The 15,753-nt window shown below is 74.2% G+C and carries 13 protein-coding genes; 5 read left to right on the forward strand and 8 right to left on the reverse strand.

All coding sequences use genetic code 11. From position 1 onward, the window contains the following. Nucleotides 1–47 precede the first annotated feature (47 nt). Nucleotides 48–1,835: a S9 family peptidase gene (locus CNO22_RS19200; RefSeq protein WP_100500880.1), complete on the forward strand. Its 1,788-nt coding sequence runs from the start codon at nucleotides 48–50 to the stop codon at nucleotides 1,833–1,835. Nucleotides 1,836–1,898: 63 nt separating this feature from the next. Here the strand turns inward: CNO22_RS19200 and CNO22_RS19205 are convergent, their stop codons facing one another. Both CNO22_RS19205 and CNO22_RS19210 read right to left on the reverse strand, forming a co-directional pair. Next, the gene (locus CNO22_RS19205) at nucleotides 1,899–2,954 is read right to left on the reverse strand and encodes an aspartate-semialdehyde dehydrogenase (protein WP_100500881.1); all 1,056 of its coding nucleotides are present in this window, start codon (nucleotides 2,952–2,954) and stop codon (nucleotides 1,899–1,901) included. After that, complete coding sequence (locus CNO22_RS19210; RefSeq protein WP_100500882.1) at nucleotides 2,951–4,219, reverse strand: aspartate kinase; 1,269 nt, start codon at nucleotides 4,217–4,219, stop codon at nucleotides 2,951–2,953. Before CNO22_RS19210 ends, CNO22_RS19205 begins: the two co-directional genes overlap by 4 nt. Before the next feature lie 74 nt (nucleotides 4,220–4,293). Between CNO22_RS19210 and CNO22_RS19215 the strand changes: the two genes are divergently transcribed. From CNO22_RS19215 to CNO22_RS19230, 4 genes are all read left to right on the forward strand, one after another. After that, nucleotides 4,294–5,886, forward strand: a complete 1,593-nt coding sequence (locus CNO22_RS19215; protein ID WP_100500883.1) for a phospholipase D family protein — start codon at nucleotides 4,294–4,296, stop codon at nucleotides 5,884–5,886. A gap of 261 nt (nucleotides 5,887–6,147) precedes the next feature. Next, nucleotides 6,148–6,780 (forward strand): helix-turn-helix domain-containing protein, encoded by a 633-nt coding sequence (locus CNO22_RS19220; protein WP_157937016.1) that lies wholly within the window; start codon nucleotides 6,148–6,150, stop codon nucleotides 6,778–6,780. 179 nt (nucleotides 6,781–6,959) lie between these two features. Then, nucleotides 6,960–8,705 carry a 2-isopropylmalate synthase gene (leuA, locus tag CNO22_RS19225; RefSeq protein ID WP_232807179.1) on the forward strand — a complete coding sequence of 582 codons (1,746 nt, stop codon included), beginning with the start codon at nucleotides 6,960–6,962 and terminating at the stop codon, nucleotides 8,703–8,705. Nucleotides 8,706–8,764: 59 nt separating this feature from the next. Further along, entirely contained in the window at nucleotides 8,765–9,508 is a 744-nt protein-coding gene (locus CNO22_RS19230) for a VOC family protein (RefSeq protein ID WP_100500885.1), read from the forward strand. On the opposite strand, the gene mnhG is transcribed toward CNO22_RS19230, so the two are convergent. The 6 genes from mnhG to CNO22_RS19260 all read right to left on the reverse strand — a co-directional run. Continuing rightward, nucleotides 9,493–9,903, reverse strand: a complete 411-nt coding sequence (gene mnhG / locus CNO22_RS19235) for a monovalent cation/H(+) antiporter subunit G (protein WP_100500886.1) — start codon at nucleotides 9,901–9,903, stop codon at nucleotides 9,493–9,495. The genes CNO22_RS19230 and mnhG overlap by 16 nt on opposite strands. After that, nucleotides 9,900–10,229: a monovalent cation/H+ antiporter complex subunit F gene (locus tag CNO22_RS19240; RefSeq protein WP_100500887.1), complete on the reverse strand. Its 330-nt coding sequence runs from the start codon at nucleotides 10,227–10,229 to the stop codon at nucleotides 9,900–9,902. Before CNO22_RS19240 ends, mnhG begins: the two co-directional genes overlap by 4 nt. Beyond that, nucleotides 10,226–10,789, reverse strand: a complete 564-nt coding sequence (locus CNO22_RS19245; RefSeq protein ID WP_100500888.1) for a Na+/H+ antiporter subunit E — start codon at nucleotides 10,787–10,789, stop codon at nucleotides 10,226–10,228. Before CNO22_RS19245 ends, CNO22_RS19240 begins: the two co-directional genes overlap by 4 nt. Then, on the reverse strand, nucleotides 10,786–12,492 hold the full coding sequence (locus CNO22_RS19250) for a Na+/H+ antiporter subunit D (protein WP_198588444.1): 1,707 nt from the start codon (nucleotides 12,490–12,492) through the stop codon (nucleotides 10,786–10,788). Before CNO22_RS19250 ends, CNO22_RS19245 begins: the two co-directional genes overlap by 4 nt. Further along, complete coding sequence (locus CNO22_RS19255) at nucleotides 12,489–12,980, reverse strand: Na(+)/H(+) antiporter subunit C (protein WP_100500889.1); 492 nt, start codon at nucleotides 12,978–12,980, stop codon at nucleotides 12,489–12,491. Before CNO22_RS19255 ends, CNO22_RS19250 begins: the two co-directional genes overlap by 4 nt. Beyond that, a partial coding sequence (locus CNO22_RS19260) for a Na+/H+ antiporter subunit A (RefSeq protein WP_100500892.1) occupies nucleotides 12,977–15,753 on the reverse strand: 2,777 nt, incomplete at its 5' end. The genes CNO22_RS19255 and CNO22_RS19260, both read right to left, overlap by 4 nt.

Consider the following 15,753-nt stretch of genomic DNA (forward strand, 5'->3'; position numbering starts at 1 on the left):
TCGTCGGCAGCGTCGGATGTGTATAAGAGACACGGGAAGATGAGCCGGTGAGCTCCGAGTCGACCGCCCTCTCCCCCGAGGTCACCGCCCGCTGGCAGGCCCGTTTCCGCGCGCCCCGGGTGAGCTTGCCCGACTGGGCGCTGGAGGCCCCGCACCGCAACCTGTACGCCTCCGACGTCAGCGGCGTCGTCGAGCAGTACGCGTGGGACCGCACCACCGACGCCCACCGGCAGGCGACCGACCGGGCCAACGGCACGCTGATCGGCACGCTCAGCCCGGACGGCGAGACGATCTGGTGGTTCGCCGACACCGACGGCGACGAGTTCGGCGTCTGGATGACCCAGCCCTTCGCCGGCGGGGAGGACCGCGTCGCCGTCCCCGAGGTCGGGCCCGCCTACCCGGCGGGGCTGGAGGTCGGCCGCCGGATGGTGGCGATCGGCCGCTCGACCGACGACGGCTCGGAGCTGTGGCTGGCGCCGTCCGGGGGCTCCCCGCGGGTGGTCTACCGGCACGAGGACCCGGCGTCGGTCGACGCGCTGATCCACGACGAGGACCTGCTGGTCATCTCGCACTCCGAGCACGGCGACGCGCGCTACCCGGCGCTGCGGGTGCTGCGCACGGCCGACGACGGCGTGGTGGCCGAGAAGTGGGACGGCGAGGGCCGCGGCCTGCACGCGCTGGAGTTCGCCCCGCTGCCCGGCGACCGGCGGCTGCTGGTCGGCCACGAGCGGCGCGGCCGCGAGGAGCTGCTGGTCTGGGACGTCGCCGGCGACACCGAGACCGAGATCGTGCTCGACCTGCCCGGCGACGTGACCGCCGGCTGGTACCCCGACGGCTCGGCGCTGCTGGTCGGCCACGACCACGCCGCGCGCAGCGAGCTGTACCGCTACGACCTCGCCAGCGGCGCACTGGAGCGGCTGGACACCCCGCGTGGCGTCGTCCGCGGGGCCACCGCCCGTCCGGACGGCGCGGTGGAGCTGGCCTGGTCGAACTCCGAGCGGCCGCCGGTGATCCGGCGGGCCGACGGCCCGGTCGTGCTGGCCGCCCCCGGCGAGGAGCCGCCCGCGGCCTACCCGGTCGAGGACCGCTGGGTGCCCGGCCCCGGCGGCGACATCCACGCCCTGGTGGTGCGCCCGGCCGGCCCGGCGCCGTACGCGACGGCGTTCCTGGTGCATGGCGGCCCGGAGGCGGCCGACGACGACTCCTACCGCGCCCGCCGCGCGGCCTACGTGGACGCCGGGTACGCCGTCGTGCACGTCAACTACCGCGGCTCGACCGGCTACGGCAGCGCCTGGCGCGACGCACTGACCGGCCGGCCGGGGCTCACCGAGCTCGAGGACGTCGCCGCCGTCTACGACGCGCTGGTCGCCGAGGACTTCCTCGACCCGTCGCGGGCGCTCATCTCCGGCGGGTCGTGGGGCGGTTTCCTGACCCTGCTCGGGCTGGGCACGCAGCCGGAGCGCTGGGCCGCCGGGATCGCCGAGGTGCCGGTGGCCGACTACCTGGCCGCCTACGAGGACGAGATGGAGGGCCTGCGGGCCTACGACCGGGCGCTGTTCGGCGGGTCACCGGACGAGGTGCGCGAGGTCTACGTGCGCTCCTCGCCGATCACCTACGCGCAGGACGTCGCCGCGCCGGTGCTCGTGGTGGCGGGTGCGAACGACCCGCGCTGCCCGATCCGGCAGATCGACAACTACCTGGCGCGCCTGGAGGAGCTCGACAAGCCGCACGAGGTGTACCGCTTCGACGCCGGCCACGGCTCGCTGGTCATCGAGGAGACCATCCGCCAGGTCGAGGTCGCCCTGGACTTCGCGCTGCGCCACGTCAAGCCGTGATCCGCGGTGATCATCGGCGGGTGGCTGCCTCCGACGGCGTGTCGGGCAGCCACCCGCCGATGATCAACTGCGGTCGGCCGCGATCAACTCGGCGATCTGGACGGTGTTGAGCGCGGCGCCCTTGCGCAGGTTGTCGTTGCTGACGAACAGCGCCAGCCCGCGGTCGCCGTCGACACCCGGGTCCTGCCGGATGCGGCCGACGTAGCTCGGGTCCCGGCCGGCCGCCTGCAGCGGCGTGGGGACGGCCGTGAGCTCCACCCCGGGGGCGGCGGACAGCAGCTCGGTGGCCCGCTCGACGGTCAGCGGCCGGGCGAACTCGACGTTGAGCGACAGCGAGTGCCCGGTGAAGACCGGCACGCGCACGCAGGTTCCCGAGACCCGCAGGTCCGGGATGTCGAGGATCTTTCGGCTCTCGTTGCGGAGCTTCTGCTCCTCGTCGGTCTCGAACGTGCCGTCGTCGACCAGCGACCCGGCCATCGGCAGCACGTTGAACGCGATCGGCTTCACGTACTTCGCCGGCTCCGGGAAGGGCACCGCCGAGCCGTCGTGGGTGAGCTCCGCCGCCTTGTCGACGACCGCCTTGACCTGGGTGTCGAGCTCCTCGACGCCGGCCAGGCCGCTGCCGGAGACCGCCTGGTAGGTGCTGGCGATGATGCGCACCAGCCCCGCCTCGTCGTGCAGCGGCTTGAGCACCGGCATCGCGGCCATCGTGGTGCAGTTCGGGTTGGCGATGATGCCCTTGCGCACCTCGGCGAGGGCCCCCGGGTTGACCTCGCTGACGACCAGCGGGACGTCGGGGTCACGGCGCCAGGCCGAGCTGTTGTCGATGACGGTCACGCCGGCCTCGGCGAACCGCGGCGCTTGCACCCGCGAGGTCGAGGCACCGGCCGAGAAGATCGCGATGTCCAGCCCGGTGGGGTCGGCGGTCGCGGCGTCCTCGACGGTGATCTCGCCGTCGCCCCACGGCAGGGTGCTGCCCGCGGAGCGCGCGGAGGCGAAGAAGCGCAGCTCGCTGAGCGGGAAGCCGCGCTCGGCGAGCAGCCTGCGCACCACGGCGCCGACCTGGCCGGTGGCGCCGACGACGCCGACCCGCAGCCCGTCGTTGGCGAAGAGGCTCATCGTCCCGTCCCTCCGTAGACGACCGCCTGCGCCTCGTCGGTGCCGAGGTCGAAGGCGTCGTGCACCGCGCGGACGGCGACGTCCACGTCGGTGTCCCGGCACACCACGGAGATGCGGATCTCCGAGGTGCTGATCAGCTCCAGGTTGACACCGGCGTCGGCCAGCGCGCCGAAGAAACGCGCGGACACGCCCGGGTGGGAGCGCATGCCCGCCCCGACGAGCGACACCTTGCCGATGTGCTGGTCGAAGGTGACGTCGGTGTAGCCGACGGTGTGCTTGACCTTCTCCAGCGCCGCGATCGCCGCCGGCCCGTCGCTCTTGGGCAACGTGAAGGAGATGTCGGCGAGCTTGCTGGCCGCCGCCGACACGTTCTGCACGATCATGTCGACGTTGACCTCGGCCTCGGCGAGCACACGGAACAGCTGCGCGGCCTCGCCCGGCCGGTCCGGCACCCCGAAGACGGTGATCTTGCCCTCGGAGCGGTCGTGCGCGACGCCGGTGATGATGGCCTGTTCCACCGTGAGGTCCTCCATCGAGCCGGTCACCGTGGTGCCGGGGAGCTGGGAGTAGGAGCTGCGGACGTGCACCGGGATGCCGTAGCGGCGGGCGTACTCGACGCAGCGGAGCATGAGCACCTTCGCCCCCGAGGCGGCGAGCTCGAGCATCTCCTCGTACGTCACCGTGTCCAGCCGCCGGGCGTTGGGCACGATCCGCGGGTCGGCGGTGAAGACGCCGTCGACGTCGGTGTAGATCTCGCAGACGTCGGCCTGCAGGGCCGCGGCGACGGCCACGGCGGTCGTGTCGGAGCCGCCGCGGCCGAGCGTGGTGACGTCCTTGGTGTCCTGGCTGACGCCCTGGAAGCCGGCGACGATCACGATCGAGCCCTCGTCGAGGGCGTCGCGCAGCCGCCCGGGCGTGACGTCGATGATCCGCGCCTTGCCGTGGCTGGAGGTGGTGATCACCCCGGCCTGCGAGCCGGTGAACGACCGGGCCTCGTAGCCGTGGGTGTTGATCGCGATCGCCAGCAGGGCCATGGAGATGCGCTCGCCCGCGGTGAGCAGCATGTCCAGCTCGCGGCCGGCCGGCTCGTCGGTGATCTGCGCGGCCTGGTCGAGCAGCTCGTCGGTGGTGTCACCCATCGCCGAGACCACGACGACGACGTCGTTGCCGGCTTCCTTGGCCGCCACGATCCGCTCGGCGACGCGCTTGATGTGCGCTGCGGAGGCGACGGACGAACCGCCGTACTTCTGGACGACGAGGGCCACGGGTCCACAGGCTACCGAGGTCCTCCGCGACGGCCGTGCTTGCATCCCCCTGGGCAGGGCGATGTGATCACCGGGTGGACGACGTGGAGCGCTGGCTGCTGACGGGCGAGGAGCGGGGCAACCCGGCGACGTCCCTGCCGGCGTACACGGAAGGCAACCTCGCCGAGGCGCTCGTGCACGGGGTCACCTACTTCGACCGGCTGGTCGAGCACGTCGAACGGCTGGACGCCGGGGACCACCTGTTCTTCACCGACTGGCGCGGCGACCCCGACGAGGAGCTGCGCCCCGGCGGGCCGACCGTCGCCCAGCTGTTCACCGACGCGGTGCGCCGCGGCGTGTGCGTGCGCGGGCTGGTGTGGCGCTCGCACGTCGACTGGATGTCGTTCAGCGCGGAGGAGAACCGGGCGTTGGACGACGAGGTCGAGCACGGCGGCGGCGAGGTGATCCTCGACCAGCGGGTGCGCCGCGGCGGCAGCCACCACCAGAAGCTCGTCGTCCTGCGGCACGACCAGGACCCGACCCAGGACGTCGCCTTCGTCGGCGGGATGGACCTGTGCCACAGCCGCCGGGACGACGCCGAGCACCGGGGCGACCCGCAGTCGCTGGCGATGTCGGCGGCGTACGGCGAGACGCCGCCGTGGCACGACGTCCAGCTGATGCTGCGCGGGCCGGCGGTCGGCGTCCTGGACACCGTGTTCCGCGAGCGCTGGAACGACCCGACCAACGCCGACTCCGGCAACCCGATCGCGTGGGTGCTCGACCGGCTGCGCGGCGCCCGCCTGGACCCCGACCCGCTGCCGCCCCAACTGCCGGCCCCGCCGCCCTGTGGCCCGCACGTGGTGCAGAACCTGCGCACGTACCCGGCGATCCGACCGCCCTACGACTTCGCGCCGCGCGGCGAGCGCTCGGTGGCCCGCGGGTACTCCAAGGCGATCAAGCAGGCCCGCCGGCTGGTGTACCTGGAGGACCAGTACATGTGGTCGGCCGACGTCGCCCGGCTGTTCGCCGAGGCGCTGGCCGACAACCCCGGACTGCACCTGGTCGTCGTGGTGCCGCGGGTGCCCGACCAGGACGGCGCCGTCGCGGAGCGGTCGCAGTACGTCGGCCGCTGGCAGGCGCTGGAGATGTGCCGGCGGGCCGGGCGCAACCGGGTGCACGTCTTCGACGTGGAGAACCACGAGGGGACGCCGGTCTACGTGCACGCCAAGGTCTGCGTGGTGGACGACGTGTGGGCCAGCGTCGGCAGCGACAACTTCAACCGACGCTCCTGGACCCACGACAGCGAGCTGTCCTCCGCCGTCCTGGACACCACCCGGGACCCGCGCGAGCCCCGCGACCCGGCCGGGGCCGGCGACGGCGCCCGCACGTTCGCCCGCGACCTGCGCCTGGTGCTGGCCCGCGAGCACCTCGACCGGGCCGCCGACGGCAGCGAGGACGAGGACCTCCTCGACCCCGACGCGTTCGTGCGGACGCTGGAGGCCTCGGCCGCCGAGCTCGACGCCTGGTACGCCGGGGGCCGCCGCGGCCCGCGCCCGCGCGGCCGGCTGCGCGAGCACAACCCCCCGCGGCTGTCGCTGCCCACCCGGCTGTGGGCGACGCCGGTGTACCGCCTGGTCGACGACCCCGACGGCCGCCCGTTGAGCATGCGGCTGCGCAAGGCCTTCTGACCGCCGCCGGGTGAGGCGGGACCGGCAGCCCACCTCCCGGCAAGCTCCACCCCTGCCCCGCCCTGTGGGCACCGGCGGAAGCGCTGACCCACAGGACCCCCGGAAGCTCAGTCGCTGCCCCGCCCTGTGGGCACCGGCGGAGGAGCCCCCCGCATACGTTCTGGAGGCTCAGCCGCTGCCCCGCCCTGTGGGCAGGGGTGGAGCTTCCACAGGTGCAGGTCCTCGCCCCCGGCTCTCACCGCGGTCGCCCACGCTGGCTGTGTGTCCCCCGACCTGTCCGGGCTCCTCCGTCGCATCCGGCGCACCGCCGACCTGTCGCAGCGAGAGCTCGCCGCACGGACAGGCGTCTCGAAGTCGACGCTCGCAGCGGCGGAAGCCGGCACACGTGACCTGGGCGTCATGCGCCTGGCGCTCATGGCGGAGGTCGCCGGCTTCCGACTCGCCCTCCTCCACGCCGATGGGCGGGAGGTGACCGGGATGGACCCCGACGGTGCCCGCGACACCACGGGACGCCGTCTGCCCGCACACCTCGACACCGAGCACACCGACGACGTGGCCGACCGGTGGTCGGACCGCCGCGACCGGCGGCAACCGTGGTTCACCTTCGGCCTCGACCGGGCCGCGCGGGACCGCCAGCGGGCGCGGGCCGGGACGCCGGAGGACCACGACGTCCCCGTATCCGGCGACTCCCCGGCCGAGCGGCGCGCCAGGCGGCAGCGGGCGGCGTGGCGCGCCCGGGAGGACGCGCGTCTGCAGCGGCTCGAGGCGCTGCCCTGGCGACCCCTCGACGACGGCTTCACCTGCGCGTGTCCGCCCGAGTGCGACGAGGTCGACGACGGCTCGGGCCCGCCGAGGCACGCCGCGGTCTGCCCGTGTGGCTGCGACCTCGGCTGACCCGCTGCTACCGTGGCCGTGTGCGCGGCAGCCTCCTGCTTACCCGCCGCGGCGAGGCCCTCTCCTAGGTCGGCCCCCTCGCCGCGGAGACCCTGCCGTGACCGAGTGCGTCCCCGGCGCCGTTCGCTGACCGCCCCATCGGAGCTGCGTCCAGCCCGCGCCCAGAGGAGCGAGAACCCGTGAGCAGGAACCTGAGCGAGAACCACCCGCACGTCCGGAACCCCCAGCAGCCGTCGGGGATGCCGATCCACCGCTACGCCCCCTTCACGCCGATCGTGCTGCCCGACCGCACCTGGCCGGAGGCGGTCACCACGCAGGCACCGCGCTGGTGCGCCGTCGACCTCCGCGACGGCAACCAGGCGCTCATCGACCCGATGACGCCCGACCGCAAGCGGCGGATGTTCGAGCTGCTGGTCCGGATGGGCTACAAGGAGATCGAGGTCGGCTTCCCGGCGGCCAGCCAGACCGACTTCGACTTCGTCCGCCAGCTCATCGAGGACGACCTGGTACCCGACGACGTCACCATCCAGGTGCTGACCCAGGCCCGCGACGAGCTGATCGAGCGCACCTTCGAGTCCCTGCGCGGGGCGAAGCAGGCGATCGTCCACCTGTACAACTCCACCTCCACGCTGCAGCGGCGGGTGGTGTTCGACTCCGACCGCGCCGGGATCATCGACATCGCCGTCCACGGCGCGCAGGTGGTGCGCAAGCTGGCCGAGCAGATGACCGGCACGGACATCTCCTACGAGTACTCCCCCGAGTCCTTCACCGGCACCGAGCTTGACTTCGCCGTCGAGGTCTGCAACGCGGTCACCGACGTGTGGGAGCCGACCCCCGACCGGCCGACGATCATCAACCTGCCGGCGACGGTCGAGATGGCCGAGCCGACGGTCTACGCCGACCAGATCGAGTGGATGCACCGCAACCTGGGCCGGCGCGACTCCGTCGTCCTCTCGCTGCACCCGCACAACGACCGCGGCACCGCCGTCGCCGCCGCCGAGCTGGGCTACCGCGCCGGCGCCGACCGCATCGAGGGCTGCCTGTTCGGCAACGGCGAGCGCACCGGCAACGTCTGCCTGGTGACCCTGGGCCTGAACCTGTTCAGCCAGGGCATCGACCCGCAGATCGACTTCTCCGACATCGACGAGATCCGCCGCACCGTCGAGTACTGCAACCAGCTGGGCGTGGACGAGCGGCACCCCTACGGCGGCGACCTGGTCTACACCGCCTTCTCCGGCTCCCACCAGGACGCCATCAACAAGGGCCTCAAGGCGCTGCAGGCCGACGCGCAGGCCGCCGGCAAGCCGGTCGCCGAGATGCCCTGGGCGGTGCCGTACCTGCCCATCGACCCCAAGGACGTCGGCCGCACCTACGAGGCCGTCATCCGGGTGAACAGCCAGTCCGGCAAGGGCGGCGTCGCCTACATCATGAAGACCGAGAACCAGCTGGACCTGCCCCGCCGGCTGCAGATCGAGTTCAGCGCGGTCGTCCAGCGGCACACCGACGACGAGGGCGGTGAGGTGACCGCCCAGCAGATGTGGGCGGCGTTCTCCAGCGAGTACCTGCCCGACCCCGACGCCCCGTGGGGCCGCTTCTCCCTGGCCGGCCACCGGCACCGGGCCCACGGCGAGCAGCTCGACGAGATGGTGGTCGAGCTCGTCGACGACGGCGTCCCCATGACCGTCGAGGGCCGCGGCAACGGGCCGATCGCGGCGTTCGTCGACGCCCTCCGGTCGGTGGACGTCGACGTCCGGGTCCTCGACTACGCCGAGCACGCCATGTCCGCCGGCGGCGACGCCCGCGCCGCGGCCTACGTCGAGTGCGCCGTCGGCGACCGCGTGCTGTGGGGCGTGGGCATCGACCCCAACATCGTCACCGCGTCGCTGCGCGCGGTCGTCTCGGCGGTGAACCGGGCCCAGCGCTGAGGGCCGGCGGGGCGTCCGGCGACGCCCCGCCCCCGGGCCGGTCGCGGCATCATCGGCCGATGGCCCAGCTGACGCCCTACCTGACCGTGCGCGACGCCCGTGCGGCGACGGCCTGGTACGCCGACGCCCTCGGCGCCCGCGTGGTCGGCGAGCCCCACGTCATGGACGACGACCGCATCGGCCACGCCGAGCTCGACGTCGGCGGGGCGACGCTCTACCTCGCCGACGAGTACCCCGAGCTGGCGCTGGCCGCGCCGGATCCGGGCCGGGTCAGCGTCACGCTGCACCTCGCGGTCCCCGACGTCGACGCCGCCGTGGACCGGGCGGTGGGCGCCGGGGCCGGCGTGGAGCGGCCGCCGTCCGACGGCCCGGGCGGGCGGACCGGCGTTGTCGTCGACCCCTTCGGCCACCGTTGGATGCTCCAGACGCCCGCCCAGGGGCCGGCCGCCGCGCGACCGGCGGTCCGGCCCGGCGACCCGGTGTACCTGACGCTCCGCGTGCCCGACGGCGCCCGCGCCCGCGACTTCTACGAGGCGGTGCTCGGCTGGTCGCTGAACCCCGGCCGGGTCGACGACGGCTGGGAGACCCAGGGTCAGACCCCGACGGTGGGCCTGCACGGCGGGCAGACGCACGACCTGGGCGCCGTACCGATGTACGCGGTCGACGACATCGAGGTCGCCGTCGCCGCGGTGCAGACCGCCGGCGGGCAGGCCAGCGAGGTCGAGCGCCAGTCCTTCGGGTCGTCGGCGTACTGCCGCGACGACCAGGGGCTGCCGTTCTGGCTGGCTCAGCTGGACGGCTGACCGGGCCCGGGCTGTTCGGGCGGGGCGTCGCCGGGCTCGTCGCCGTGGTGCCGCACGTCCTGGTGGCCGGCGCCGCCGAACTCGTCGACCAGCAGCAGGTCGCGGCGCACGTGCCGGCGGCGGTAGGCGACGCGGCTGATCATCTGCGCGCTCACCGGCGCGGTCAGCAACTGGAAGGCCGCCACCAGCAGGAGCATCCAGGCGTTGGCCCAGCCGTCGAGCCGGATGGCGGCGCCGACCATGACCAGCAGCACGCCGAGCACCTGCGGCTTGGTGCCGGCGTGCATCCGGGACAGCACGTCGGGGAACCGCACCAGGCCCAGCCCGGCGGTGAGGCACAGCGCGGCGCCGGCCAGCAGGCAGCTGTAGGCGACGACGTCGTCCCACGCGGTCACGACCGGTTCTCGCGTTCCTCGGCGGCGACCGGCAGGCCCGGGTCCCGGCCGTCGCCGGTGCCCGAGCGCAGCAGCATCCCGCCGATGTAACGGGCCACCGACACCGAGCCGACGAAGGCCAGCAGCGCGACCACCACCAGCACCGGCACCACCGTCGGGTCCTGCGTGAGCGCGGCGTGCACCGCGAGGCCGGCCGAGATGATCACCAGCAGCGTGTCGGTGGCGACCACCCGGTCCAGCAGCGAGGGGCCGCGGGCCAGCCGGACGAGGGCCAGCAGCGCTCCCCCGGCAATCAGCGCGTACAGCGCGTGGTCGACGAGGTTCACGGGAGGCGCTCCGCGGCCGGGGCCGCGCTCAGCCGGGCGACGTCGGCCGGCGAGCCGAACGCGCGCACCAGGCGGTCCTCGGTGCGCAGCACGCTCGCCTTCTCCTCGGCCACCGCGGCCAGGTCGCGCACCTGCAGCAGGTGGAGGGTGATGAGCTTCTCCTCGCGGTCGAGGTCGAGCACCAGCGAGCCGGGGACCAGGGACAGCGCCTCGGCGACCATCGTCAGCAGCAGGTCGGAGTCGGCGCGCAGCTGCACCCGCACGATCGCCGACCGGGTCACCGGCCGCGGACGCACCGTCTGCCAGGCCACCTGCGCGCCGGACACGAACAGGTCGACGACGAAGTGGCCGAGGAAGGCCAGCAGCGGCACCGGCCGCACCCGGGCGCCGCCGACCACGTGCGGGAGCGGCAGCAGCGTCAGCACGGCCAGCGCGACGAGCAGGCCGGAGAGCAGGTTGGCCCAGGACCAGGTGCCCCACAGCAGCATCCAGACCAGCACCAGCCAGACGATCAGCGGGACCTGGTGGCGCAGCCGGGTGGCCGCGGGCTCGACGGTCACGGCACCTCCCCCTCGCCGAACACCGACGAGACGTACGGGGTGCGCTCGAGGAGGTCCGTGGACGCCCGGTCGGCCAGGCCGTAGAGGGGCCCGGCCAGCCCGGTGAGGGCCACGGTGAGCGCCACCAGCGCCGCCGTGGCGCCCACCATCGTCCGGGGCAGCGGGCGCAGCGCCCGCACCGCGCCCGCGGCGGGTGGGAGGTCCGGCTCGGAGGCCGTCGCCACGGCCGTGTGCCGGCGCCACGCGTCCTGCAGCGCGGTCCGCGCCGGGCCGTCGGGGGACGACGTCCCGTCCGGCGACCCCGCACCGTCGGCGGACCCCGCCCGGCGGCGCAGCACGGCGTCCGCGGCGGCGGCCCCGGCGGTGTCCTCGGCCGGCGACTGGTTCGGGGACCGCCAGAACGCGCGGGTCCAGACGCGGGCGACCGCGAGCAGGGTCAGCAGGCTGGTGAGCACCCCGCCGGCCACCAGGGTCGACGCCCCGGCGCTGCCGTCGGCCACCCCGGCCTGCAGCAGCCCCAGCTTGCCGATGAAGCCCGACAGCGGCGGGATCCCGGCCAGGTTCATGGCCGGCACGAAGAACAGCACCGCGAGCAGCGGTGAGCGCCGCGCCAACCCGCCCAGCTTGTTGATCGAGGTCGTGCCGCCCTGGCGCTCGACCAGCCCCGCGACCAGGAACAGCGTCGTCTGGATGGCGATGTGGTGGGCGACGTAGAACACCGCGCCGGCCAGTCCGGCCGCCGTCCCCAGGGCGATGCCGAACACCATGTAGCCGATGTGGCTGACCAGGGTGAACGACAGCATCCGGCGCAGGTCGCTCTGGGCCACCGCGCCGAGGATGCCCACCAGCATCGTGGCCAGCGCCGCCCACAGCAGCAGGTCGTCGAGCGCGCCGCCCGGGAACAGCAGCGTCTGGGTGCGGATGATCGCGTACACGCCGACCTTGGTGAGCAGGCCGGCGAAGACCGCGGTGACCGGGGCGGGGGCGGTCGGGTAGCTGTCGGGCAGCCACGCCGAGAGCGGGAAGACAGCGGCCTTGATGCCGAACGCGATGAGCAGCATCGACTGCAGCAGCACCTGCGTGCCCTCGGGCAGCTCCCCCAGCCGCACCGCCAGCTGCGCCAGGTTCACCGTGCCGGTCGCGGCGTAGACCAGCCCGATCGCGGCGAGGAACACCAGCGAGCTGGTCAGGCTGACCACGATGTAGGTGATGCCGCCACGGATGCGCGCCGCCGTCCCGCCGAGGGTGAGCAGCACGTACGAGGCCATCAGCAGGATCTCGAAGCCGACGTAGAGGTTGAACAGGTCGCCGGCGAGGAAGGCGTTGCCCACGCCCGCGACCAGCACCAGGAACGTCGGGTGGAAGATCGACACCGGGGTGCCCTCGTCCCCGTCGGCGGACCCCTGGCCCACGGCGAAGAGGAGGACGCCGAGCGCCACGGTGGAGGCGACCACCAGCATCAGCGCCGAGAGCCGGTCGACGACCAGCACGATGCCCAGCGGGACCGGCCAGCCGCCGACGGAGACCGCGCTCGCGCCGTCGGCGTCCGCCATGATCAGCAGCACCACCGAGACGGCGAGCACCGCGGTGAGCACGACCGTGCTGAGGGTGCGCTGGAACGTCGGGTGCCCGGAGACCAGCAGCGCGCCGGCCGCCCCCAGCAGCGGGAGCAGCACCGGCAGCGGGGCGAGGACGTCGATCACCGGGCGCCGCTGCCCGTGGGCAGGCCGACGTCGTCCACCAGCTCGTCGGCGTCGGCGGCGCGGGAGTCGGCGTGCATGGCGGCGCGGTCCTCGGGGGCGAGGTCGTCCGGGTCGAGCTCGTCGGCGTCGGTGCCCCGACGGGCGGCCACCCTGCGGTCCTCCTCGTCGGTGCCGACGGCCTCGTTGCGGGCCAGCCGCCAGGAGCGGTGGATCATCGCCAGCAGGAACGCGGCGACGCCGAAGGTGATGACGATCGCGGTGAGGATCAGCGCCTGCGGCAGCGGGTCGTTGAACGCCTCCGGCTCGGAGTAGCCCAGGATCGGCGCCAGCCCCGCGGGCCCGCCGGTCGACAGCAGCAGCAGGTTGGTGGCGTTGCCCAGCAGCAGGAAGCCCAGCAGCACGCGGGTGAGGCTGCGGTCGAGCAGCAGGTACACCCCCGCCGCGTAGAGCCCGCCGATCATCACCGGGAGCACGATCGTGGGGGTCATCGCAGCACCACCTCCCCGGGGGACAGCTCGATCGGGTCCTCCTGGTCCTCCTGGCGGTCGAGCTCCGCGCCCAGGCTGCGCAGCACGTCGAGGACCAGCCCGACGACGATCAGGTAGACGCCGCAGTCGAAGAACAGCGAGGTCACGAGCTTGACGTCACCGAGCACCGGCAGCGTGGCCTCGAGGATCGCGGTCTGCAGCACCCCGGCGCCCAGCAGCAGGCCGGCCACACCGGTGCCGCCGGCGAAGAGCAGCCCGCCGCCGAGCAGCAGGCCCGGCGCGACCGGCGCGGCCTCGCCCAGCTCGTAGCGCCCGCCGGCCAGGTAGCGCAGCACCAGCGCGAGGCCCGCGACCAGGCCGCCGGCGAACCCGCCGCCGGGCTCGTTGTGCCCGGAGAACAGCAGGTACAGCGAGAACACCACGATCGTGTGGAAGAGGATCCGGGTGATGACCTCGAGCACCACCGACCGCCGCGCCGGGTCGAGCGTCGCGGTCGCGGCCAGCCAGCGGTCCCGCGGCGCCCGGCGGCCGCGCTGGCGCCGCTGCGCCAGCTGGGCGCGGTCGACGCGGTCGACCCCGCCGGTGCGCCCGCGGAGGAAGACCAGGCTGGCGACGCCGGTGGCGGCGACGACCAGCAGCGAGATCTCGCCGAGGGTGTCCCAGGCGCGGATGTCGACCAGGGTCACGTTGACGACGTTCTTGCCGCCGCCGAAGTCGTAGGCGGGCCCGGGCCAGGCCTCCGACACCGGCGTCGCGGTGCGGGCCGACAGCGCCACCGCGCCCACGGCGGCCATGAACGCGCCCACGGCCACGGCGATGACCCCGCGGACGGCGCGCTCGCGCGGCCGGTGCCGCTCGGAGATGTCCTTGGGCAGCTTGCGCAGCACCAGCACGAAGACGACGAGGGTGAGCGTCTCGACGAGGAACTGGGTGAGCGCGAGGTCGGGGGCGCCCTGCAGCGCGAAGACGACGGCGATGCCGTAGCCGGTGACGCCGACGACGAGCACGGCCGAGAGCCGCTGGCGGATCCGCAGGGTCAGCGTGGCGGCGGTCACGACGACCACGCCGACCACCGCCTGCACCGGCGTGTCCCAGGCCCGCCACTCGCCCGGCCAGGGTGCCCGGGTGAGCAGCAGCGTCCCGGGCAGGGCCAGCACGACGACCAGGATGGTGCCGAGGTAGGCCGGCAGCGAGCCGCGCTGGGTGGTGCCGGTCACCAGCACCGCGAGCCGGTCGACCGCCTGGACGACGTTCCAGTAGCCCTCGTCGGCCGAGGCGCCCACGGCCACCCGCCGCTGCAGCCGCGCGACCCGCCCGCGGACGGCGAACAGCGCGGCACCGCCGGCGACCGTGAGCGCCGACAGCGCCAGCGCCGGCTGCCAGCCGTGCCACAGCGCCAGGTGCTCGACCTCGGGGACCAGCAGCGGCAGCGTGTCCGCGTACGCGCCGACCAACGGGTCCAGCAGCGGGCTGGCCGGGCCGAGGACCAGCCCGGTCAGCGCCAGGACGGCGGGGGCGGCGAGGAACAGCGGCTCCGGCGGGTGCCCGACCTCGGTGTCGGCGGACCCGGGCTTGCGGGCGAAGGCACCCCACACGAAGCGCGCGGTGTAGGCGGCGGTCAGCACCGAGCCCGCGACCAGCCCGGTCAGGACGACGGCCGCGACGGTCCGGTCGGGCAGGCCGCCGTCCAGCAGGGCCGTGAACGCCGCCTCCTTGCCGACGAAGCCCAGCAGCGGCGGCAGCCCGGCCATGGACGCCGCCGCGGCGGTGCCGATCACGGCGAGCAGCGGCAGCCGCCGGCCCAGACCGGACAGCCGGCGCAGGTCGCGGGTGCCGGTCGCGTGGTCGATCACGCCGACGGTGAGGAACAGCGTGGACTTGAACAGCGCGTGCGCGATCGTCATCACCAGCCCGGCGGCGGCCAGCTCGTGGCTGCCCCCGCCGACCAGCGTCACCAGGAACCCGAGCTGGCTGACGGTGCCGAAGGCCAGCAGCAGCTTGAGGTCCTTCTGGCGCAGCGCGCGGTAGCCGCCGACGAGCATCGTGGCCACGCCCAGGCCCAGCACGACCGGCCGCCAGCCGGGGACGTCGGCCAGCCCGGGGGCCAGCCGCGCGACCAGGTAGACACCGGCCTTCACCATCGCCGCGGCGTGCAGGTAGGCGCTGACCGGGGTCGGCGCCTCCATGGCCGCGGGCAGCCAGAAGTGGAACGGCACCAGGGCGGACTTGGTGACCGCCCCGGCCAGCACCAGCGCCGCGCCGGCGGTCACGGCCGGGCCGCTGCCGGGGTCGGCAACGACCTCCGACAGCAGGAACGAGCCGCTGGCCTGCCCGATCAGGATCAGCCCGACCAGCATCGCCAGCCCGCCGGCGGTGGTGAGCACCAGGGCCTGCGACGCCGCCCGCCGCGCGGCCAGCCGCCGTCCCGAGCCCCCGATCAGGAGGAACGAGAAGACGGTGGTGAGCTCCCAGAACACGTAGAGCAGGAAGAGGTCGTCGGCGAGGACGAGGCCGAGCATGGAGCCGGCGAAGGCGGTCAGGCAGCCGGCGAAGCGGCCGGTGCCCTCCTCGCCCGGGGCGAAGTATCGGGCGCAGTAGACGAGCACCAGGGCCCCGACGCCGGTGACCAGCGCGGCGAAGGTGAGCGCCAAGGCGTCCAGCCGCAGGGCGACGTCCAGCTCCAGGGCGGGGACCCACGGCACCGTCTCGCGGAGCTCCTCGCCGGCGAGCACCGCGCCCAGGCGCGACAGCACCCAGGCGAACGCGGCGGCGG

Origin of the sequence: Geodermatophilus chilensis, assembly GCF_002802985.1 — a bacterium.
GTDB classification, from domain to species: Bacteria; Actinomycetota; Actinomycetes; order Mycobacteriales; family Geodermatophilaceae; genus Geodermatophilus; species Geodermatophilus chilensis.

Coding starts and splice junctions, on each gene's coding strand:
- CNO22_RS19205 (WP_100500881.1), bottom strand. CDS start 2,954: ATGAGCCTCTTCGCCAACGACGGGCTGCGGGTCGGCGTCGTCGGCGCC.
- CNO22_RS19230 (WP_100500885.1), top strand. CDS start 8,765: ATGGCCCAGCTGACGCCCTACCTGACCGTGCGCGACGCCCGTGCGGCG.
- CNO22_RS19255 (WP_100500889.1), bottom strand. CDS start 12,980: ATGACCCCCACGATCGTGCTCCCGGTGATGATCGGCGGGCTCTACGCG.